General features: G+C 60.6%; 22 protein-coding genes. 7 read left to right on the top strand and 15 right to left on the bottom strand.

Translation table 11 applies throughout. From position 1 onward, the window contains the following. Positions 1-203 precede the first annotated feature (203 nt). The 7 genes from QRN51_RS04820 to QRN51_RS04790 form a co-directional block, all read right to left on the bottom strand. Entirely contained in the window at positions 204-1,046 is an 843-nt protein-coding gene (locus tag QRN51_RS04820) for an alpha/beta fold hydrolase (RefSeq protein WP_284988855.1), read from the bottom strand. Positions 1,047-1,082: 36 nt separating this feature from the next. Beyond that, complete coding sequence (locus tag QRN51_RS04815; RefSeq protein WP_284988854.1) at positions 1,083-2,405, bottom strand: MFS transporter; 1,323 nt, start codon at positions 2,403-2,405, stop codon at positions 1,083-1,085. Between the two features lie 84 nt (positions 2,406-2,489). Next, entirely contained in the window at positions 2,490-3,353 is an 864-nt protein-coding gene (locus QRN51_RS04810; protein WP_284988853.1) for an NAD(P)-dependent oxidoreductase, read from the bottom strand. Then, the gene (gene rpiB / locus QRN51_RS04805; RefSeq protein ID WP_284988852.1) at positions 3,350-3,841 is read right to left on the bottom strand and encodes a ribose 5-phosphate isomerase B; all 492 of its coding nucleotides are present in this window, start codon (positions 3,839-3,841) and stop codon (positions 3,350-3,352) included. Before rpiB ends, QRN51_RS04810 begins: the two co-directional genes overlap by 4 nt. Positions 3,842-3,861: 20 nt before the next feature. Next, positions 3,862-4,524, bottom strand: coding sequence for a dihydroxyacetone kinase subunit DhaL (gene dhaL, locus QRN51_RS04800; RefSeq protein WP_284988851.1), 663 nt, complete (start codon positions 4,522-4,524; stop codon positions 3,862-3,864). A gap of 9 nt (positions 4,525-4,533) precedes the next feature. Further along, entirely contained in the window at positions 4,534-5,538 is a 1,005-nt protein-coding gene (locus QRN51_RS04795; protein ID WP_284988850.1) for a dihydroxyacetone kinase subunit DhaK, read from the bottom strand. Further along, positions 5,535-6,395 carry a sugar phosphate isomerase/epimerase family protein gene (locus QRN51_RS04790; protein ID WP_284988849.1) on the bottom strand — a complete coding sequence of 287 codons (861 nt, stop codon included), beginning with the start codon at positions 6,393-6,395 and terminating at the stop codon, positions 5,535-5,537. Before QRN51_RS04790 ends, QRN51_RS04795 begins: the two co-directional genes overlap by 4 nt. 333 nt (positions 6,396-6,728) lie before the next feature. Here QRN51_RS04790 and QRN51_RS04785 point away from each other — a divergent pair, with 333 nt between their 5' ends. From QRN51_RS04785 to QRN51_RS04755, 7 genes are all read left to right on the top strand, one after another. Then, a complete protein-coding gene (locus tag QRN51_RS04785; protein WP_284988848.1) occupies positions 6,729-8,360 on the top strand; it encodes a sugar ABC transporter ATP-binding protein in 1,632 nt (543 codons plus the stop codon). Beyond that, complete coding sequence (locus QRN51_RS04780) at positions 8,357-9,346, top strand: ABC transporter permease (protein ID WP_284988847.1); 990 nt, start codon at positions 8,357-8,359, stop codon at positions 9,344-9,346. The genes QRN51_RS04785 and QRN51_RS04780 overlap by 4 nt, the downstream gene beginning before the upstream one ends. A gap of 55 nt (positions 9,347-9,401) precedes the next feature. Next, positions 9,402-10,547: a substrate-binding domain-containing protein gene (locus QRN51_RS04775; protein ID WP_284988846.1), complete on the top strand. Its 1,146-nt coding sequence runs from the start codon at positions 9,402-9,404 to the stop codon at positions 10,545-10,547. A gap of 67 nt (positions 10,548-10,614) precedes the next feature. Beyond that, a complete protein-coding gene (locus QRN51_RS04770) occupies positions 10,615-11,475 on the top strand; it encodes an NAD-dependent epimerase/dehydratase family protein (protein ID WP_284988845.1) in 861 nt (286 codons plus the stop codon). Between the two features lie 47 nt (positions 11,476-11,522). Continuing rightward, positions 11,523-12,314 carry an SDR family NAD(P)-dependent oxidoreductase gene (locus tag QRN51_RS04765; RefSeq protein ID WP_284988844.1) on the top strand — a complete coding sequence of 264 codons (792 nt, stop codon included), beginning with the start codon at positions 11,523-11,525 and terminating at the stop codon, positions 12,312-12,314. A gap of 88 nt (positions 12,315-12,402) precedes the next feature. Then, positions 12,403-13,080, top strand: a complete 678-nt coding sequence (locus QRN51_RS04760) for a GntR family transcriptional regulator (protein ID WP_284988843.1) — start codon at positions 12,403-12,405, stop codon at positions 13,078-13,080. Positions 13,081-13,160: 80 nt separating this feature from the next. Then, entirely contained in the window at positions 13,161-14,054 is an 894-nt protein-coding gene (locus QRN51_RS04755) for an alpha/beta fold hydrolase (protein WP_284988842.1), read from the top strand. Between the two features lie 118 nt (positions 14,055-14,172). Here the strand turns inward: QRN51_RS04755 and QRN51_RS04750 are convergent, their stop codons facing one another. From QRN51_RS04750 to QRN51_RS04715, 8 genes are all read right to left on the bottom strand, one after another. Beyond that, on the bottom strand, positions 14,173-14,973 hold the full coding sequence (locus QRN51_RS04750; protein WP_284988841.1) for an SDR family NAD(P)-dependent oxidoreductase: 801 nt from the start codon (positions 14,971-14,973) through the stop codon (positions 14,173-14,175). A gap of 27 nt (positions 14,974-15,000) precedes the next feature. Continuing rightward, complete coding sequence (locus QRN51_RS04745; protein WP_284988840.1) at positions 15,001-15,969, bottom strand: aldo/keto reductase; 969 nt, start codon at positions 15,967-15,969, stop codon at positions 15,001-15,003. Next, a complete protein-coding gene (locus tag QRN51_RS04740) occupies positions 15,957-16,652 on the bottom strand; it encodes a TetR/AcrR family transcriptional regulator (protein WP_284988839.1) in 696 nt (231 codons plus the stop codon). Before QRN51_RS04740 ends, QRN51_RS04745 begins: the two co-directional genes overlap by 13 nt. 94 nt (positions 16,653-16,746) lie before the next feature. Next, on the bottom strand, positions 16,747-16,986 hold the full coding sequence (locus QRN51_RS04735; protein WP_284988838.1) for a hypothetical protein: 240 nt from the start codon (positions 16,984-16,986) through the stop codon (positions 16,747-16,749). Between the two features lie 849 nt (positions 16,987-17,835). Further along, a complete protein-coding gene (locus QRN51_RS04730) occupies positions 17,836-18,129 on the bottom strand; it encodes a bactofilin family protein (protein ID WP_284988837.1) in 294 nt (97 codons plus the stop codon). 50 nt (positions 18,130-18,179) lie between these two features. After that, positions 18,180-18,947 carry a hypothetical protein gene (locus QRN51_RS04725; RefSeq protein ID WP_284988836.1) on the bottom strand — a complete coding sequence of 256 codons (768 nt, stop codon included), beginning with the start codon at positions 18,945-18,947 and terminating at the stop codon, positions 18,180-18,182. 9 nt (positions 18,948-18,956) lie between these two features. Next, positions 18,957-19,526, bottom strand: a complete 570-nt coding sequence (locus QRN51_RS04720) for a hypothetical protein (protein WP_284988835.1) — start codon at positions 19,524-19,526, stop codon at positions 18,957-18,959. Positions 19,527-19,642: 116 nt separating this feature from the next. After that, positions 19,643-20,455, bottom strand: a complete 813-nt coding sequence (locus QRN51_RS04715; protein WP_284988834.1) for a TIGR04255 family protein — start codon at positions 20,453-20,455, stop codon at positions 19,643-19,645. Positions 20,456-20,807: the final 352 nt, after the last annotated feature.

Here is a 20,807-nt window from a genome sequence, read left to right as displayed (position 1 = left end):
TTCCCACAGGCGGGGGGATCATCACAGACGCTGGGCAGTCATTCCGTCCGCGGCAGGCGGATTCCGGCAAAGAGGAAGGCTTGCTGCCATGGATCTCTCCTGAAACAGCACGCCTTCCTCTTTGCCGCGTCATGGGACGCGCCGCTCCTCCACATGCTGTGAGTCTGCGGGGGCCGCGGCGGCCGACTAACTCGCTTGTCCGGCTAAACGAAGAAGTCCTTGAACGCCTTGGCGAGGGCTTCGGGCTGTTCCTCGGGCACCCAGTGCCCGCATTCGTCGACAATGACTTCGTCGACCGTTTCGGCCATCATGCGCAGCGACTTGGCGACTTCCGGGCCTCGTCCCCAGCCGTTGGCGCCGCCAACGGCGAGCGAAGGCACGGTGATTTTGCCTTGCCTTGCTTCGTTGTCGAGAACGTCCTGTCTGACAGTGCGGTAATAGGCGAAGCCTGCGCGAAGGGAACCTGGCGTCGTGAGGTTACGCATGTACTCGCTAACCGCTTCCGGTGTGATGCAGTCCGGGCGGTAGCCGTAGTTGGTGAAGAACCAGCCGAAGTAGTGCTGCTCCCTGCCTTCGATGAGCGCCTCGGGAAGGTCCGGGGTCTGCAGGAAGGTGTGGTGCCACCTCCGGCCACCTTGTCCGATGTTGGGCTGTCCGTCGCCGGGTATGGCGACGTCGACGACAGCCAAATGGGTCACGGCATCCTGGTGGTCGGCGGCAAGTGCGAAGGCGACGGTACCGCCCCAGTCATGCCCGGCAACGGCAAAGCGTTCGATGCCGAGGTGCTCGGTGAGTAGCTCCCAGACGTCTGCTGCGATGGTCTTCTTGTCGTATCCGTTCCATGGACGGGTCGTGTCGCCAAGTCCGCGGAGATCAGGCGCGATGATGTAATAGTCGTCCTGCAGCAGTTCAATGACTTGGCGCCAGCAGTACCAGCTCTGAGGGTAACCGTGAAGCAGTACCAGCGGCTTGCCGTTGCCTGCGGTTACGTAGTGCATCGTAAGGTCCCGGAGATGGGCGTAGTGGTGTTCGATGTTGACGGTCATATTAAGTGCTCCTACTTCGAAAATCTGTTGTTTCCCTCAAATTGCTGCTGCGACCGCAGCGTCCCTGGCTCTGGCTTCAGCTGCCGCAAGGCGCTTCCTCCGCCTCATGGCGACCAAGGCTGCAAGGACTGCGGATCCGAGGAGAACGTATCCGAGGGCGTAAAAGCCTTGGGACACGGCACCGCCGCCGGTGAGCAGGCCGACGAGGATTGGGCCGATGATGCCGCCGAAGTTTCCGACCGAGAGAATGAAGCTGGATGCGAATCCGGTCTGGTTCCGGGGTACGCCTTCAAGCGCCCATGGCCACCATGGGCCGAAGGCAGAGTGCAGCCCGACGCAGGCGACGCTGAGGAACACGATGTCCACAGCCAGGTTTCCGGGGACGAAATGTTGTCCCAGCAGCGCCAGTCCGCTCACTGCGATGGGAATCGCGATAAACGGGGTACGGCGGCCGTCGTGTTTGTCGGACTGCCGGGAAGCGAAGTACATGCCGACAGCGGCGAACACGAACGGAATGGTGGTGAGCCACCCGACGGCCTGGATGCCTTGCTTGGATGCTTCCGTCAGGATGGTGGGCAGCCACTGATTGAATCCGTAAAGGCCGGTAAGCCACAGCAGGTAGGTGATGGAGATCAGCCAGATCCGCGGGTTCAGGTAGACATCGCGCCAGGCCCCGCCCTGTTCTTTTTCGCCGGATGCCCGGTTTTCGAGGATGAAGTTGCGTTCGGCATCACTAAGGCGCTGGTCCTTGGCCGGGTCATCCTTGATAAGAAAGAGGACAAGGAATGCGATCACCACCGGCGGAACACCCTGGACGATGAACATGCCACGGTAGTCCCAGGCTCCAATAAGCCAACCGCCCATGGGAGCCATGATGATTGCGGATATCGGGATGGCCAGCAACGATAGGCCCGATGCGCGACCGCGTTCCCAGGAGGGGAACCACTTGACCAGGAAGATCGTGATCGCCGGGAAAACTAGGCCTTCGCCAAGTCCGAGGATTACTCGGACGATGATGAGCTGGGTGAAATCGTGCGTCAGGCCGGTCGCAGCGGAGGCCAGACCAAACACGATCAGGGCAATGACCATGGACCGTTTGGCACCCAGTCGGGTCACGACGAGGCCTGCGAGAGCGAGGCTTACGACGTAGCCCCAGAAGAACGCCGAGAGCAGCACACCCATTGCTGAGGCGTCCAGTCCGAGTTCCTTGGACATGGCGGGGGCAGCAATGGACATGTTGGTGCGGTCGATATACGCAACAAGGTAGGAGATCAGCAATAGACCGCCTACGCGCCACCACCGGGCGTTCGGGACTTGCGCCGATCGATGACCTGGCACTGTGGGATTGGTGGTAGACATCTTTGTCCTCTTCTTTACATAGATACTCATGGAGGATTCATACTTTGTCGAGGCCGCCCGAGGGCGGCTTTGAGGTTTGGCGAATCAGGCCTCAAACGCCCGGATGACGGCCGAATCATCGACCCGTCCGAAACCGGCAGCGGACACAGCCTGGAACCTGGCGTTCGCCTCATCGAGCAGGGGGACATCCGCCCCCACACGCGATGCGGCCTCTTTCACCAGGGTCGAGTCCTTGACGAAAATGTCGATGGCGCTGAGGACAGGGGGCTCTTCGGCGCTGAGCATTCGAGGGCCGCGGTCATTGAGCATGAACGAGGACGCGGCTCCCGCACCCACGGTTTTGAGTACTGCTTCGGGATCGAGCCCAAGCAGTTTGGCGAAGTTGAGGGCCTCGCCCGCGACGGCCAGGTGCACGGAGCAGAGGAGCTGGTTGACGAGCTTGACTGCCTGGCCATCACCGACGCGGTCGCCACTGTGGGCCAGGTTCGTTCCCAGGTGCTGAAGGACGGGCCGGACCTTTTCGATGTCCTTTTCGTCACCGGAGGTGAGGATGGTGAGTTCTCCGGTGACGGCGCGTACGACACCGCCAGTGACGGGGGCGTCCACGACCTGCACGTGCTGACCTTTCAGCCTTTCCGCAACCGAGGTTACGGAATCGACACCTACGGAGCTCATGATGATGGCTGTAGCGCCGATCTTGAATCCGTCGGCTGCACCATCGGGCCCGAAGACCGCCTGTTCCAGTTGGGCGGGCGTGGCCACCATGACGATAACTGTTTCGGAGGCGGCGGCTGCCTTGGAGGCTGATTCGGCCGAGGTGGCTCCCAGCTCCGTCAGTTCCTTGACGCGGTCGGCTGCCGGGTCAAAGACCGTGACGTTGAAGTGCGGGATCAGCCTCTTGGCCATGGGTAGTCCGATAGCGCCGACTCCGATGAATGAAACGTTCACTGGGTCCCCTCCGCGGTGTGTCCGGTGTAGCGCTGCTCGACTGAGCTGATTTTTCGGATCTTGTTCTCCGACGGTCCGCCGGTGAATTCGCTGCGCAGCCAGGCATCGGCGATGGACTTAGCCAATTCCACTCCCACTACTCGCGCGCCGATCGTGATGATGTGCGCATCGTTGCTCTTGCTAGCCCGTTCTGCGGAGTAGTGGTCATGGACTTGCGCGGCCCGGATTCCCGGGACCTTGTTTGCAGTGATTGCCATCCCGATGCCCGTTCCGCACATGAGGATGCCGCGGTCGGCCTCGCCGTTTGCGATGGCGAGGGCGACCTTTTCCGCGATGTCCGGATAGTCGACCGGGGCTGTGTCGAAGATGCCGAAGTCCATGACTTCGAGTTCGTCCCCGTGTTCGCTCTGCAGGTGGTGTTTGATTTTTTCCTTCAGCTCGAAGGCAGCCTCGTCGGCACCTAGGACGATGCGGGTCTTTTTGCTCATGGTGATGTCTCCTGAGTAGGTCAGTCGAGTGCGAGTACGGGGTGGCCGACGGGGGCGCCGGCCGAGGCTGCGAGGCTTTCCAGAACAAGGGTCACGGAGGTTGCCCCGGGATCCTGGTGGCCAAGGGTTCGTTCTCCGAGGCGGCTGGCCCTGCCGATGCGTGCCACGAGCTCTTTGGTTCGCTCGGTTCCGGCGGCGGCGGCCTCGGCGGCGGCACGCAGAACGGTGGCGGAACTGGCGTCTGCCTCTTTCGCTGCCGCAGCTGCTGCCTCGGCGGCCGGGACGATGGCGTCCACCATGGTCTTGTCGCCGACGGCGGCTTTGCCGCGGCGCTGGATCGCGTCGGCTGCTGCAGCAATAGCGGCAGCGGTGCGTTCGGCGCTGCTCAGCGCCGGGTCGGAATTTCGCAGCGCGACGCCGGACGAGAGGAATGCGGAGCCGAAGAGGGGACCCATGGCACCGCCAACTGCGTTGAGGACGGTGTTGCCCACGAGTTCGAGCAGGTCCGCAGGTTCATTGCCTTCCATGGCTGTCAGCTGCTGCTCGACGGCCGCGAAGCTGCGGGCCATTGAGGTGCCGTGGTCGCCGTCTCCGAGCGCGGCATCGAGGTCGCTGAGCTGATCGCGTGCGCTCTGGACCTGACGGCTGGCGTGGAGCAGTGCTTCTTTGAGGTCCCAGGACATGGGTGTCTCCTAATTTTGGGGCTTGGTCTGGGTGAAGTGCGGGGTACGTGCCGGCTCGTTGAGTAGGTCAAAGGTCCGGTCATCGAGTTTCATGAGTGTGATTGAGAACCCGTGCATCCCGAGCGCTGTGAAGTATTCGCCGACGAAGTTCACGTCGAGGCTGACTCCACGCTCGCGCAGTAGGAGCGCTACGCGCCGGTACGCGACATAGAGCTCCAGCATGGGTGTCCCGCCTAGGCCGTTGATGACGACGGCGGCGCGGTCGCCTTGGCCGAGTTGCAGCTCCTGGTTGATTTCCTCAACCAGCCTGTTGACGATGTCGTCGACCGGCACGAGGGGTTCGGTTGAGCGTCCCCGTTCGCCGTGGTGTCCGACGCCTATCTCCATTTGCCCTTCTTCAATGCTGAAGGTGGGCTTTGTGCTGCCGGGGAGAGTGCAGCCGTTCAGGGAGACTCCCATGGTGCGGGTTGCGGCGTTCACGTCTTGTGCGAGCTGTTTGAGTTCGGTGAGCGATGCACCCTGGCGAGCGGCTGCACCCACCGTTTTCCAGATAAGGAACTGGCCGCTGACCCCGCGTCGCTGGTCGGGGCGGACATTGGAACCGGCTCCGAGGTCGTCAGTGGCGACGGCCATTTCCACCTCGATGCCTTCGTCCCTGGCCATGTCCGCCGCCATTTCGAAATTCATGACATCGCCCGAGTAGTTGCCCAGCAGAAGCAGGACCCCTTGACCCGTGTTGACCGTCCGGATCGCCTCGAGAACGCTGCCCACCGGCGGAGAGGCGAAGACGTCGCCACAAACGACCGCGTCAAACATTCCTTCCCCGAGGTAGCCGATGAAGGCCGGCTTGTGCCCCGAGCCGCCGCCGGTGACGATTGCCACCCGGCCGGCCGGCGGCGTGGCTGTGGTGACGACACGGCTTGATCCGTGTCGTTCGAGTTCGGGGTGGGCCAGAAGGAAACCCTCGAGCATTTCGGTCACAGCGTCATCGGGGTCGTTGAGAAATCTGCTCATTTCATTGCCTTTGCTGGAGAACGGAACACGTGATCGAGTCGGTTGAGGGCGTCCGCTACTTCCTCGGTCTTCGTGGCGAACGGGCTGTCGTGGGTTTCCAGTTCCAGGACATAGCGGCCGGTGTAGCCGGCCCGCTGGGAGGCTTCATGGAACGCTTCGAAGTCCACGTCACCGGAACCCAGCACCTTGCGGATGTTTCCGGTCTCGGCGTCGCGCAGATGGACATGCACCACTCGAGAAGCGAACTCCGCGTAGGAAGCGGCGGCGTCCTCTCCGGCGGCACGGACGTGCGATACGTCGTAGACCAGTCCCACTTCGGGGTCCAACAGGGGGAGGAGTTCACGGACCCGGTCGAGCGTATTCACCAGCCGGTAATGGTGGGGAGCTTCCACGGCGACGCGCACGCCGTACCGGGCAGCGCTTGCGGCCGCGGCGTTAATGCCCGAAGCGACCGCTTCCAGTTGGTGGCGGTAGGGAATGTCATCCCGTTCTGGGGCGCCGCATGGCAGAAGGAGCAAAGGGGCGGAGGTCTCTGCGCAGAAAACGGCCAGCGACTCAATCCGGTCAAGGACTTCAAACGGAGATGTGCCGTCATTGAAAGAGCCGGGGTCGGCATTGACGCTGAGCACCCTCAGCCCCGACGCCACGACGGTGCGGCTCGCTTCCTTCAACTCATCGGGCGTCCCGAAAAGGGGGACATGCTCGCAAAGCCCCTGAAGAGCGCCTAGGTCGATGGCGTCGAATCCCTGCTGCTTTGTGCGTTCCAGCGCGTCAAATAGATCTTCGTTGCGAAAACAGATTGTGGAACATGCCAAGGCGATTGGTCCTTGGGTCCGAGCGTCTGCGCTCACGTCCATTGCTCACTTCCTTGTGCTTCTTGCCTGTGTCTAAGCGATTGTGGGCTCGCTGCCCTTGGGGGCTGGCCGCCAGGGGAATGCGCCCGCGATGGAGCAATCACGGTTGGAGGTGCTCTCGGCGCCCTGGCACAGCTGGCCCTGAATTGGCCTTGACCGATCAAGGCGTGTTGCTCAACACACCGTACTTTGTAGGACAAATATCTGTCAACAGATTATCTGTTCTACAAATTTTTGTTAGACAAACTATTGACGGCTCGTGATTCGGGTCACTAGGATCGATCCGACATAGCGCTCAGTGCGACAACGACGACGCCCCTTGAGGAGCAACACACCGTGAACAACAGCACCACCCCTCGGGCCGCCCAGTCAGCTGGACCCCCAAAACCCGTCGCGGCACCAGCCGAGGCAATTCCGAAGGATCGCCTGGTGGAGGTCACCGATCTCCGCAAGACCTATGGGGCCGTCCGTGCTTTGAGAGGCGTTGACTTCGAACTCGCACCAGGCGAGGTGCATGCATTGCTCGGCGAAAACGGAGCAGGCAAATCAACGCTCATCAAGATCCTTGCGGGGGTCGAGAGCTCCGACTCGGGAGTTCTGAAGATCTTTGGAGAGGAAAAATCGTTCCGATCGCCCGCCGAGTCCAGAGCAGCTGGACTGGCCGTGGTTTATCAGGAACTGAGCCTCGTCCCTTCCCTGACCGTCGCGGCAAACCTGTTCCTTGGCCGAGAGCCACACAATGCCCTGGGCGCCGTGAAGAAGTCGGAGATCATCAGGCGCACCAAGGAATTCCTGGCCGAGTACGGCTTCCCGCTTGACCCGAAGGCCGTTGTCGCTGACCTGCCCTTCGCATACCGGCAGATGACTGAGATTGCCAAGGCACTGCTCAGCAACGTGCGGGTGCTGGTCCTTGATGAGCCGACCTCGGCGTTGAGCGAGGGTGAAGAGGAAGTGCTGTTTGACGCTGTGCGCAAGGTAACGGCGCGCGGTGTGGGCGTCGTTTATGTGACGCACCGCCTCGGCGAGGTCTTCAAATTGTCCCAGCGTGTCACCGTCTTCCGCGATGGACTCCGGGTCGGAACATACCCGACGGCGGAAATGGACATGAAAACGCTGGTCAGTCACATCATTGGTCCCAGGACCATGGCGGCCGAGCTTGTTGAGGCGGTCCAGGGACACGGGCTGCGGCACGTCCGGTCACAAAACGATACCGGTACACCGCCGGCCCTTCGGATGTCAGGCATCGCCGACCCGCGGCTGCACGGCGTGGACCTCGAAGTCATGCCCGGGGAAATCATGGGCCTGGCCGGGGTCATCGGCAGCGGAAGAACGGAAATCCTGGAGACCGTATTCGGACTCCGCCGCCCCAGGCAGGGCCAGCTGCAGCTCAACGGACGTCCCTACAAACCTTCGGGCCCGGTGGACGCAATCCGCGCCGGCGTCGGTCTTGTGCCCGAGGACAGGCATGAACAGGGGCTTGTGCTTGGGGACTCGATCGAGCAGAACATCGCTTTGCCCCGCCTGAAGCCTTTGACCCGGCTGGGCTTCTTCAACCGGAAAGGTGCGGCCGAACGCTCTCACGCCGCGATGAAAGAGCTTTCGATCAAGGCGCAAAACCGCAAAACGGTTGTCGGGACACTTTCCGGCGGCAACCAGCAAAAGGTCGTCTTCGGCAAGTGGAGGGAGCCGCGATGTGAACTGCTCCTTCTGGACGAGCCTACCGTCGGGGTCGATGTCGGGGCCCGGGAAGAGATCTACGGCGTCATCCGTCAGGCCGCAGCGGCCGGCACCGGAGTGCTAGTGGTCTCGTCGGACCTTTCCGAACTGCTTCTGCTGTGCGAACGCATCACCATCGTCCGGAACGGCCGCACGATCAGGACCATCCACCGCGACGAAGTGGCCTCCGAAGAAGCCCTCCACCACCTCGTCCACACGTCAAACCCCAGCCAGCCAGGAGCACCATCATGAGCCAGACCGCACAAGCCTCCACGAAGGCCGGTGCCGATCTTCCCAGCACTAGGACCCTCAAGAATCTCATCAGGGGCGACCGGCCGTATGTTCTCTACGCGGCCTTCGCTGTGCTGATCGTAGCCTTCAGCCTGGCCTCTCCGGTGTTCTTCTCGTCGTCAAACTTCCTGAACATCGGTCGACAAACCGCACTGGTCACCATTATCGCCGTCGGGATGACGTTCGTGATCATCGCCGGAGAAATCGATCTCTCAGTCGCCTCCACACTGGCACTGTCCGGCATGAGCGCTGCGATGGCGATCCAGCAGTCCGGTGGCAACTGGCTCATCGGTACAGTCGCAGGCCTCGCCACAGGAGCGGTGGTGGGCCTGGTGAATGGGCTGTTGACCACCAGGCTGTCCATACCATCCTTCCTTGTGACTCTCGGCATGCTCGGTATCGGACGCGGCATCGCCTTGATGCTGACGGGAACGACCCCCGTTGTGGTCAACACCATCGCCTTCTGGGACACGTTCGGTGAGGGGGCGATCCTCGGCATACCGGCCCCGATCTTCATCACACTTCTGGTGCTCGGTATTGGCGCGTACCTGCTGCATTTTTCCACCTTCGGACGCAAGGTCTTCGCCACCGGCGGCAACGCCACAGCGGCTCGCTACTCCGGCATCAACACACGCCGTGCGAAAACCGTTGCCTTTGTGATCACAGGCGCCCTCGCCGGACTCGCGGGCCTGATCCTCACCGCCCGCGCCCACGCCGCACGCCCCGACATCGCAGCAGGACTTGAGCTGGACGTTATCGCCGCAGTAATCCTCGGCGGAACCAGCCTTTTCGGCGGACGCGGAGCCATCCTCGGAACACTTCTCGGAAGCCTCATGATCGGCGTCCTGAACAACGGGCTGACCCTTATGGGCGTCAGCTCCCAGGCGCAGCTGGTTGTGAAGGGCGCGATCATCATCGCGGCCGTCGCCTTCAGCCGCCGCAAATAAGCCAGCAACACCCCACCAACGTTTGCAACCCCAACCAACCATCAAGGAGCCCTCCATGAAGACGTGGAAGACATCAAAGGCAGCAGCAGCTGCCATCCTCAGCGCCGCACTACTTGCAGGATGTTCCTCCGGGACAGCATCCACCACCGACAACTCCGCCACCATTGACCCGAAGGCCGTCGAACCCAAAAGCCTGATCGGGTTGGGCCCCAACGGTGAAAAGCCCGCACTTACTTCCGATGTGAAGCTCACCGCTGAGCAGACAGCTAAAGTCCGCGCCGGCAAATTCAAGGTCGGGATCTCGATGCAGACCATGGACATCGATTTCGCCAAAGTACAGACCACGGTCCTGAAAAAGACGTTCGAAGAAAACGGCGTGCAGGTCATCGGAATCACCGATGCCCAGTGGAAAGCAGAGAAGCAGATCGGCGACCTCGAAAACCTGATCCAGCAAAAACCCAACGGAATCCTTGGCGTTCCCGTCGACGACGTCGCCACCGCCGCAGCGTTTTCCAAGGTGGGCCAGTCAGGGATGAAGCTTGTCATGATCGACCAAGTACCGAAGGGCCTGAAGTACCCGACCGACTACCAGGCCTCGGTACAGGCAGACGGCAAGGGCAACGGACAGGTGGCGGCTGAAATGCTTGCTTCCAGGATCCCCAAGGACGGCACGATGGGCATGGTGAACTTCGGCAACGATATCTTCGCCACCAACGAACGTACCAAAGGCGCCAAGGAATGGCTGGCCAAGAACCGCCCCGACATCAAAATCAAGGAGACGGCGTTCAGCGACCCGGCCAAGGCCGGACAAGTCGGCGGGGACTTCGTCACCGCGAACCCGGACATCAAAGGACTGTGGGTCGTCTGGGACGCGCCGGCCCTTGAAGTGATCAGTGCCCTTCGCGGCCAGGGCGCAAACATTCCCGTGGCGACAATCGATCTGGGCCAGCAGCTCACTGCGGAAATTGCGCAGGGCGCAGACATCGTAGGCGTGGGAGCCCAGAGGCTGACGGATCAGGCCAAGGCTGAAGCCAACGCCATGATGCTGGCACTTATCGGTGAAAGCACCCCCTCCTACATCGCGGCCCCTGCCCTGGCCGTGACCAAGTCCAACCTCACCGACTCCTTCAAGATCGTCTTCGATGCCCCCGCACCGTCGGACATCGTGGACGCCTGCAAGAAGAACCCGGGCTGCAAGTAGAAGCAGCAGCGCCCGGTCCGGGCAACGGACCGGGCGCTTCCCGCACAACAAGAACAGGACAAATCCCATGACACGCGTGATTGTCACAGGCGGCAGCGGAAAACTAGGCCGCGCCGTGGTGCAGGACCTGGCCGAAAACGGGTGGGAGGTCATCAACCTCGACCACGTCCCACCTCGCTCCGACTCCCCGGCCCCGTTCATCCAAGTTGATTTCACCGATTTCGGACAGACATTGGAGTCGATGCTCGGCATCGATGAGCAATACTCAGGCGTGGACGCGGTTGTCCATCTGGCAGCCATTCCGCGTCCCGGGCTGCGCCCCAACGCGGCGACGTTCGGAAACAACTTCATGTCCACCTATAACGTCTTTGCCGCCGCCCGCCACGCCGGCATCACGAACATCGTCTGGGCTTCCAGTGAATCAGTTCTGGGGCTGCCTTTTGACCGCAAGCCGCCATACATCCCTCTGGACGAAGAAGTCGCACGACCCGAAACGACATACTCTCTGGGCAAGTTCCTGGAAGAGCAAATGGCCGGCGTGCTGACAGGGCGTGACCCGGCACTGAAGATGATCGCCCTGCGCTTTTCCCACGTGATGGATGTCCCCGATTACGCACCTTTCCCTGCCTTCGACGACACCCCGGAAGTGCGCAAATTCAACCTTTGGAGCTACGTTGACGCCCGCGACGCTGCCCAGGCCGTCCGCAAGTCGCTCGAATATTCCGGGACTGGGTTCGGAGCGTTCATCATCGCCAACGCCGACACCGTCATGTCCCGGCCCAACTCCGAACTTGTCGCCGAGTTCTATCCCGGCGTTCCTTACACCGCGCCTGACGGACCCAACGACACTTTGCTGTCGATTGACAAGGCCCGCAGAATGCTTGGCTACGAACCAAAGCACACCTGGCGCACCGAGGTCACACGCTAAGGCGCGTCCTCAACCCCAAGGATGCGCTGCAAAACCAGAGAGAGATCATGAACACAACAGCATCAACCAACCCGCTTGCCATCATCACGGGCGCCTCAAACGGCATCGGCTACCAACTGGCCCTTCAACTGGCACAGCACGGGCACGACCTCGTAGCGACCGGAAGAAGCGACAGGATCTTCCAAGCCGCTGAAGACTTCAGGAAGTACGGGGTCGAAGTCACCCCGGTTCAGGCCGACCTGAGCAGGTTTGAAGAGGTCGAACGATTCTGGAAAGAATCAGCTGCCCTCGGGCGTCCCATCGCCGTCGCCGTCATCAATGCCGGCATCGGCATCGGCGGTGCCCCATTCTGGGGTACTGACCTCGAGGAGGAGCTCAAGCTCATCGACGTGAACGTCACCTCGGTAGTGCATCTCGCCAAGAGAGTCGTCACGCACATGCAAGCAAACCGTTCCGGCCGCATACTCTTCACCTCCTCCATCTCAGCCACCCAGCCCACGCCTTACGAGACTGTCTATGGCCCCAGCCGTGCTTTTGTCTTCTCCTTCGCAGAATCACTCCGCGAGGAGCTCAAGAGCGAAGGTGTCAGCGTCACCGCCCTGCTCCCCGGAGCAACCGACAGTGACTTCCATGCCAGGGCAGGAATGGGCAACACGGACATCGGGCGGATGAAGAAGAACGACCGGGTCATGGTTGCCAAGCAGGGCTACGAGGCGATGATGAAAGGCAAAGACCAGGTAGTCGGCGGCGACTGGGCCACCAAGAGGGCCGGATTCCTGAACCGATTCCTGACCGAGACATACAAGGCAGCCCGCCAAGGAAAGGCTGCCAGGCCTTGACTGGCAGGGGCGGTCCCGCCACGCGGGACTGCCCCTGAGAGAGCGGCTATGATAAATGTCAACAATTAATGACTGACGAAGGTGCCTGATGTCCACGATTTCCGCCTTTGACAAGAGAACCCTGAGGGAACGCTGCACACAACACGTGCGCGACCAGATCATTTCCGGCGCCATCAAACCCGGGGAGCACCTCAAGGAAATACACCTCAGCGAGGAAATGGGGGTCAGCCGCGGGACGCTGCGCGAGGCCCTTCGACCCCTCGAAATCGAAGGCCTCATTGTCGATGACGGTAAACGCCACATGCGTGTCCGGGAACTGACGTCCCAGGAAATTCTCGACGTGTTCGAAGTGCGCTCAACGCTGGAGACGCTTGCGGCGAAGAGAATCGTCGCCAGCGCCCAGCGCGAGGACCTGACCGCTGAGCTCAGACGGTGTCTTGAGCCACTGCGTGAGCCGGGTCTCGAGTTCGCGCAACAACTGGAACTTGACCTGAAGTTTCACGAACAGCTCTGTGCACTCGCTGGAAACCCCACACTTCTTGCCTCCTGGCGGAACCTGATAGGCCAGATCGAGATGATGATCATCGCAGCGGGACCGGACAAAGCCAGCGGGCGCATGCGCTTTGACGAGCACATCCAGATTGTGGAAGCCATCGAATCCGGCGTGGAGGAAGAGGCCGTGACTGCGCTGCGCGACCACATGAACGACTTCTGCTCCCGCTACGTAGGCGATCTGGTCGAGGTCGAACTTCAGGACGCAGGCTAAACAACTGCTCCTCCGGCGCGGGCGCCCGCTGTGTCGGGGTGTTCCGTGCTGCCCTCTACCAGCCGAAAGCCGACAGAAACATGTACAGCTTTGCCGAAGACATCAACCTCGCACACCACAAGGCGTGGATCAGCAGCGAAGACAACGTCCGGATTCACTATGTGACGGCCGGTCACGGCGACAAAACCATCCTGCTCATTCACGGAGCGCCGCAGACCTGGTACGCCTGGCGCCGTATGATCAGGCCATTGATCCAGGCAGGCTACCGGCTGGTCATCCCCGATTACCGCGGAGCAGGAGGATCCTCCAAACCTGCGGGCGGCTATGAGAAGTGGACGATGGCAGAGGACCTGCACAAGCTGCTCCACGAGCACCTCCACGTCAACGGGCCCGTCGCAGTCGTCGGACACGATATCGGCTCGATGGTGGCTTCCGCCTACGCGCTGCGCTACCGGGAGGACGTGCGTACGCTGACCACCATGGAGGCTCCGCTTCCCGGGACGAGCTACTTTGATGAGCGCAAGAACGCCAAGTCCGCGTGGCATTTCGACTTTCACGCGGCAACAGACATCGCCGTTCACCTCACTCATGGCCGCGAAAAGTGGTACATCAACCGCTTCTTCCAAGACCTCTGCTATGACCCGGACGCCATCAGCCCGGAGGACCTGGAGCACTACGCCCGCTCCTTTGAAGCCCCCGGTGCTATGAGGGCACTATTCGAGGCGTACGGCGCCTTCGAACGCGACGTCGAAATACATCGGGCCGACATCGCAGAAAACGGCAAGATCAGCACGCCCGTCCTGGCCACCGGCGGCGCAGAGCAAAGTCTGGCCCGGAACTACGCTCCCATGATGGAGGAAATCTCCCACGACGTCAGAGGCGAGCTCGTCCCACGCGCGGGGCATTGGGTACCGGAAGAAAACCCGGAATACCTCGCCAGGCTGATCGTAGGGTTTGATTCAGAGCACATGTAGATGTGAAGTGCTCGCAGCTCGACGCACGCGCAAAGCGGGTGGCAGGACAAATGGTCCTGCCACCCGATTTGTGCCGCTGCTGGATCTTGAACGCTCGTCTTGGAGAGGGATTGGGCGATCAGCTTCGGGGGCGTGCTTTCTCAGCATGACGCACTGCTTTATATGGTTCCGGCAGGAAGCGGTGTTTGATCGCGACAAGCTTGGTTTTCAGGTTTCCGCCTACGACGTGGTCACGGCCGGAGATCATGGCGGCGAAGCCCTGTCGTGCAACTTCGACACGGGAATTCTTTGCTGCGCCCTTTCCGAAGGCTGTGTTGTCCATTCCGGCACGGTGGTGGAATTCGGTGTCGGTGGCGCCGGGCAGGAGTGCTGTGACGGTAACGTTGTGCTCCCTGAGCTCCTGCCGGAGGCTTTGCGCAAACATGTAAACAAAGGCCCTGGATGGCCCGTAGACAGTCTCATAGGGTGTGGGGAGGGTGGCCGACAGAGAGGACGTGATCAGGATCTTTCCTTGCCGCTGGTTGGCCATGTGCCGCGAGACGTGCTTTGCCAGATGGACCACCGATGTGACGTTTAGCCCGATCAGGTCAAGCTCATCGTTCAGGTCTGTGTCGAGGAAGGATCCGCCGATTGATCGGCCCGCATTGAGGATCGCTACGTCAAGGGGGCGATTCGTGGCCATGACGGTCTTCCAGACGTTTTCCACCCCTTCGCTTTGCGCCAGGTCAGCCTCAACGGCCCAGACGTCCGACCCGCAACGTCGGCATTCCTCCGCAACATCCCTGAGGGCGCCGCTTCGGCCGGTCACAACGAGGTCGTAACCGTGGCGCGCTGCCAGTAGGGCGAGTTCCCGTCCTATTCCTGATGAGGCTCCCGTGATGAGCGCCAAACCCGATCGGGCTGATTTGCTAGTTTCCATGCTGATCCTTTCCTTCTGTGCCTGGGCCTAGAATCCTGCTACAGCGTGGGGTGTGTAGGGCGCTTCTAGTTCGGCTATTTCTGCATCGGTGAGTTCGACTTCAAGGGCGGCGATGGCGTCATCGATGTGTTGTTGTTTCGTGGCGCCGACAATGGGTGCGGTCACCGCGGGGCGCGAGGCGAGCCAGGCCAGGGCCACCTGGGCGCGGGGGATTCCGCGTGCTGCGGCGATACGCGCGACGGCCTCGACGACTTCTTGGTCTCCTGCCTGGTAGAGGCCCTTTCCGAATTCGTCCGTCTCGCTGCGGGAGCTGGTGGCGTCCCAGTTTCGGGTCAGCCGACCTCTGGCGAGAGGGCTCCAGGGAAGGACGCCGATGCCTTGGTCCTGGCACAGGCTGAGCATTTCACGTTCTTCTTCGCGATAGAGGAGGTTGTAGTGGTTCTGCATCGTTGCGAATCTCGTCCAGCCGTTGGCCTGGGATGTGTAGAGCGCCTTGGAGAACTGCCAGGCGAACATGGAGGATGCGCCGATGTAGCGGACCTTGCCGGCCTTGACGACGTCGTGAAGGGCTTCGAGGGTTTCCTCGAGTGGCGTGTTGGGGTCCCAACGGTGGATCTGGTAGAGGTCTACGTAGTCGGTGCCGAGGCGCCGGAGGCTGTGATCGATCTCGCTGAGGATGGCTTTGCGGGACAGACCGCCGCCGTTGGGTCCGGGGCGCATCGTGCCGAAAACTTTGGTGGCAATGACCAGCTCGTCGCGGTTGCCCGTTGCGGCCAGGGCCCGGCCGATGATTTCCTCGCTAGTGCCGTCGGAGTAGACGTTGGCGGTATCGAAGAAGTTGACACCGGAGTCAAGCGCCTTGCGGATAATAGGGAGGCTCTTGTCTTCGGAGAGGGTCCACTCGTGGGAACCGCGGCCCGGGTCTCCGTAGGACATGCAGCCGAGGCACACACGCGAAACGTCCAAGCCCGTGCTGCCTAGCTTCACATATTCCACCGTTGATCTCCTTGCTTCTTTTCGGGTTTGTTCTTGGCTGTAAGGGTTTCCACCTCGTCAGGCGTGAGCCCGGTCCAGCGATTGATGAGCAGCTGCAGGAGTCGGGTGAAGACGGCGACCAGATCCAGACGGGGGTCCAGGAGCCATTGGAGTTCGAGGCCGTCCATGAGTGCGATCAGGCCACGGATTTCATCCTGGATGGCGTCCCCCGTCATGGGTAATGCTTGCCCTGCGTCCCGTGCCGCGATCAGGTGCCCTGAGAAGGTTTCGAGGGTGTGGGTACGGTGGTCCTGGATGAAGGACCAGGCCGGGTGCTCCGGGTACGTTGCCTCCGCCGACATGGTCAGGAACAGCTCGATCAGGCCGCGATTGCTCACGTGGTATTCCATGAGATTGGGCAGGCGAAGGAAGTAGTCGAGTCCTTCCGTGCCTGCCTTGATCTCGGCGGCCTCTTTCTTCCAATGCTCTAGGACGGCGACAAGTAGACCTTCCTTATGCTCGAAGTGACTGACAAGGGTGGCCGCGCTGATGCCAACCTCCCCCGCGATCTGGCGCAGCGATCCGCCATGGTAGCCGTATTTGGCAAACACGCGGGAAGCGGCGACGACAATTTCCTGCCGACGCTGGATGCCCTTGCGGTACGGGCCCCGAGGGGCGGTTTTTGCTGCTGGCTGTGCTGTCACTCCGGGCCTTTCCGACTGCCCGCTTGGGTTGCGGAACGTGCTGAAAATCTAACAGGTGTTTATAGTATTGTAAAGCCGAACAATTGTTAGATTTTCATTGAACGTATGTCAACCAGAGCAGGGTACTTGTGGCGTTCGTGTCGTTGGCGAGGTAGCCGGCGACGGTTCGCGCGTAGGCGAATTCCCCGCCGTCGTGCTTGGATCCACGCGGAGGGTGGCGCTGATGGGGTTGGTGTCCAGGGGCGATTGCACATGAGGCTTTCCCACGGTCAGAGGCCAGAGTGCGGCCGATGAAAACGAAGGACAACTGGGTCTTGATGGTGAGCGTGTCCATGGTCCTTCTTCTTGAGCATGCGCTGTGGTCATTAGATTTCGGCGGCGTTCTGATACAGGGACCACTGCTGGGCATGAGGGGCCGGAGTGCAACTTGGGGAACCGGGAACAATCCAAAAGTTCGCGAGGAAATTAGCGACGCAGGAGCGCCGAACGAAGTTTTGGATTGGGATCGGCGCAAAGCGCCCTGGTTGCGCGGAGGACCCGCCCAGCGATGATCGGGCATCAGAATGACAAACAGCGAAGGTTCTTGTGGCTGTTCATGGCTGGGTGGTGGTGGCGGGGCGGCATGACCAGGGAGTTGAGTGACGTCCGCGGGAAGCTATTGTGCGAGGCGTGGGCCGGAACGCCTTTCGAGGGCGAGTTCGGCGCGTTCGACGATGGCCAGGTCGTGGGCGTCGAGGCGCCTGTCTGTCGCGGGGCTGGCCATCTCACAATCGCGTATTTCGACCAGGCGCTGGAGCCTGTTTCGGCATGGCGACCGAGCACAATAAGCCGGCTTGCGCGTCGCTTCTCTAGTATCAGCTGGCGCTGGCTCTGGGCTGCCCGGTTCCAGATCGGCCTGACTTCCAGGAGCAGCCGCCGGACATGGAGGCATGAGTACGATGGCCGCGGATCCCAATACGGTGATATCGGCGGACCGAGAGACGGTCAGTCCTTGGGCACACAATGGCACTGCTGCGTGTCATCAGAAGCTCAGTCCGGAGTACAGCCGGTCGAGTGGAACGACTCATTAAGGTTCTGCCGATGCCGGCTAGTTGGAGACGCTCTTCTTATGTGCTTCATCTAACATTGGAAACCAACACTGCCAGCGGGTTCATGTCGGTTTCGTCGGGGAATGGGCTCTGGATCAGCGTCTGGTATTGATGGCAGCGCCATGCGCGATGCGGAGTCCCTCGCCGGTCGCAGTGCCTCCGACTGTTCCATTGATCTCGGTGTATCCGTGGCCAACCACGTCCCCGGCTACGGTCCCGTGAACCACTGATTCGGCTCCTTCTTCGACAATGAGGTTCCCAGTGACTAGTCCGTGCAATTCCAAACGGGCTCCGACTTCGACGGTGCAGTTTCCGACCCACATTCCTTGGAGGTGTAGATCCTCAGCCAGGACCGTTTGGCTCTCGATCTTTCCCGTCTCAGTTCGCATGAGTTTCCCTTCGGCTTCTTGGTTTGTCTTCTTCGCGGATGTTCTCTTGATCATTCGCCTGTCTCATCCAAACAGGTACCGGGTCGGCCGGAATCGCAAAGTTGGCCGATATAGCGGACAGCTTCCTCGTGGAGTTCGTCTATTTCGGAGTACAGACCTTCTCGAAGCAAGTCTTCTTCGTTCTGTCCCTCCGGCCAAGGAGAGTTGAGCAAACCCTGAAACTCTGCCTCTACGGCTGCGACCTGCTGTTCGGTGAGGTCACCAAGGCGGACCCCCGCTGCCATGGTCCAATCACCCTGGAGTTCGATCTCGGACTGCACGCGTGCCGTGGACCGAGTGATAACTTCCGTTGGGATCGCATTTCGTGTCAGGTGGTAGATGATCCGGTGAAGCATGTGGGACCTGCCCTCTTGGCTGAACGATGCCACTCGCTTGGAACGATCAAGCAGCCCACTCGGGATGGTACCCATCGCCAATAGGTCTGCCTCGAACGCGTCGCTTTGCGTTCCGGAGAAGTCTGGCAGCGGAATGACCGAATACGCCCTATTCCATCGACCGGCCTCATCGAGGGGCTTCCGCCGGCTCTTAGCCTTGACGTGTAGGACGGTAGCTCGCTCAACGAGGGCTCCGCCTTTGCCTCGCATCGTGCATGGATGGAGGAACAGCATGACGTGACCGGTCTCGTCTTTTCCGGTGAGCGACGTGAGATCCACATCAGCGAAAACATCACCCTGATTGTGCGGAAGCCACAAAGGAACATCTGTGCCTTGGTATTCGTAGAGTGCCTCGGCAGATGGCAGGTCTTCGAGTCGTTCCAAACGTATTACCTATTCTCTTTTCGAAATGATGCCGTAGCTGCCGTCGTCAAAACGAGCAACTTCGTAACCACGGGCGTTGTACTTCTCCTGCCACCCCGGGGCGAGTGCGTCTAGAACGTCCCGAGCAGTCTGGCCGTTCGAGACTAGATCAAGCAGTGTTGATGCGTTGGGCTCGCTGTAGAGATGCTTGGGAGCGACGGTGTGGCCAGCGATCATGGGCGTTGAGAGCCACGAAGCAGGACGGACCCCAAGTTCGGACAGTAGGTCGACGAAGGCGCATAAGTGGGCAAGCTTGGCAAGATTTTCGGGCGTTACCCCACCGCTCATTCGCCACTTTCGCACAGCAGGAACGCTGACACTAAGCATTTTTGCAATGTCCACCCAAGCCATCGCATGGTCGACGGCGAGCATACGGAGCAAATCCTTGCCGTCGCCGGTGTTGTAACCTTGAGCATGCGATTCGATTTGCGCGGCGTAATGTGTCTCAATCCGCTCGGTGGCATGAGACTCCTGGTTGCGAAGCCCGCTTGCCTGTGACTCGACTTCGCCGATCCAGATCCGCGTAAACGTGCGCTCCAAGACCCAATTCTTGTCCAGATACCCTGAGCTGGTTGAGTCGATACGCGTAGGACCCGACATCTTTGAGTATGTAGGGTCGATGTAACTAGACGCTGTTTGCTCCCGCAATGTAGCAGTCATTTCGTTCCCCTGAAGAGTATGCGTGCTTTGTCGGTTAGGGCTGCCGAGAAGACGCTGTGCGCCGGCCGGTGCAGCTCATCATAATTCGAAAGAAGCATTTCGGCGTCGAGTGACTCGGGCGTCGTTGGAGTCCGCGACACATCAACGTCGAGCACGAACATGTGCTCTGGTTCCGAGTCTCGGTGAAAAGGGTGTCCCGGCCCGATCACACCTGTTCCAAAGAACGGTCCTAGGTTGAGAACAACCTGCCTCTCCCTTGGCAGGACATAGTGCCAGGTGGATCGCATGCCTTTGGCTGCCCCGGGTGCTTCGATCCCCAAGAGGCCTATGCCTCCGAGAAGATCAGAGGTTACCCACTCGCCCCACCCGTCTACGTCAGGCGGCGGCACAGGCACTCTGATTTCATCCAGATACCGCAACCCAAAGCGAGTGACGTACAGGTTTGGTGCCGTGGCGACGAGCGAATGCACGGCATCTGCGATCAGTGGGCGCAGAGATTCCTCGTAGTGTCGGTAGGCCAGTCCAGACATAGCTATAGTGAGGGTTTCGGCAGAGATTGCAATCGTCGTTTGACCATCAACTGCAGTGGCCTCCATGACTTCGATTGTCTGCTTGCCATGGACCGGTTCGGGCCCGCCAATCTCGATCGTGTGAGACTCTTGAATATTGCGTTTCAAGACGGGCGCGTAACTGCTCAGTGCCATCAGGACGTTCGACTGAATGGTGCGATCTTCCAGTGCAGGTGAGTAACCGAACCTGATCTCTGCCACCACCATTGCTAAGGGCGCGCTGGGAAAAACTTCGCTCATGAGCCTGTGCCACACTTCCCTCTATAACTTTGACTGTAACTACAACTGTAACCGGAAGACAGGACAATAAATATGTCCGTGTCTCGCCGCCCGATCACGCGCGGTCGCGGTAGGCCTAAGCGCGCCTGTCCATCAATCCATGCCTCAGGACTAAATGCGATTCATGTGCGTGGTCCCCGCGCTTCCTCTACGAGATCGATTCAAACCAAGTTCCAATGCGACGGAGATCCCATCCGGTCTACTCGATGCGACGGCTTATCGAGATCTCTTGGATATCCTCATACCTTTCGGCGAGCGAGCCGCGGCGCAGCTCAGAGCGGTTCTGCATCCCGCAGCAGTCTCTTCTTCAGAT

It is taken from the genome of Arthrobacter sp. efr-133-TYG-120, from assembly GCF_030209785.1.
Classification (GTDB): domain Bacteria; phylum Actinomycetota; class Actinomycetes; order Actinomycetales; family Micrococcaceae; genus Arthrobacter.
The sequence above is the reverse complement of the archived record's forward strand: the minus strand, read 5'-3'. Positions and strand labels throughout refer to the sequence as shown.

Bases quoted from the DNA above. Each gene is read 5' to 3' on its own strand.
- QRN51_RS04820 (WP_284988855.1), bottom strand. From the start codon at position 1,046: ATGACCGTCAACATCGAACACCACTACGCCCATCTCCGGGACCTTACG.
- QRN51_RS04815 (WP_284988854.1), bottom strand. From the start codon at position 2,405: ATGTCTACCACCAATCCCACAGTGCCAGGTCATCGATCGGCGCAAGTC.
- rpiB (WP_284988852.1), bottom strand. From the start codon at position 3,841: ATGAGCAAAAAGACCCGCATCGTCCTAGGTGCCGACGAGGCTGCCTTC.
- dhaL (WP_284988851.1), bottom strand. From the start codon at position 4,524: ATGTCCTGGGACCTCAAAGAAGCACTGCTCCACGCCAGCCGTCAGGTC.
- QRN51_RS04795 (WP_284988850.1), bottom strand. From the start codon at position 5,538: ATGAGCAGATTTCTCAACGACCCCGATGACGCTGTGACCGAAATGCTC.
- QRN51_RS04790 (WP_284988849.1), bottom strand. From the start codon at position 6,395: ATGGACGTGAGCGCAGACGCTCGGACCCAAGGACCAATCGCCTTGGCA.
- QRN51_RS04780 (WP_284988847.1), top strand. From the start codon at position 8,357: ATGAGCCAGACCGCACAAGCCTCCACGAAGGCCGGTGCCGATCTTCCC.
- QRN51_RS04775 (WP_284988846.1), top strand. From the start codon at position 9,402: ATGAAGACGTGGAAGACATCAAAGGCAGCAGCAGCTGCCATCCTCAGC.
- QRN51_RS04770 (WP_284988845.1), top strand. From the start codon at position 10,615: ATGACACGCGTGATTGTCACAGGCGGCAGCGGAAAACTAGGCCGCGCC.
- QRN51_RS04765 (WP_284988844.1), top strand. From the start codon at position 11,523: ATGAACACAACAGCATCAACCAACCCGCTTGCCATCATCACGGGCGCC.
- QRN51_RS04760 (WP_284988843.1), top strand. From the start codon at position 12,403: ATGTCCACGATTTCCGCCTTTGACAAGAGAACCCTGAGGGAACGCTGC.
- QRN51_RS04755 (WP_284988842.1), top strand. From the start codon at position 13,161: ATGTACAGCTTTGCCGAAGACATCAACCTCGCACACCACAAGGCGTGG.
- QRN51_RS04750 (WP_284988841.1), bottom strand. From the start codon at position 14,973: ATGGAAACTAGCAAATCAGCCCGATCGGGTTTGGCGCTCATCACGGGA.
- QRN51_RS04735 (WP_284988838.1), bottom strand. From the start codon at position 16,986: ATGGACACGCTCACCATCAAGACCCAGTTGTCCTTCGTTTTCATCGGC.
- QRN51_RS04730 (WP_284988837.1), bottom strand. From the start codon at position 18,129: ATGCGAACTGAGACGGGAAAGATCGAGAGCCAAACGGTCCTGGCTGAG.
- QRN51_RS04715 (WP_284988834.1), bottom strand. From the start codon at position 20,455: ATGAGCGAAGTTTTTCCCAGCGCGCCCTTAGCAATGGTGGTGGCAGAG.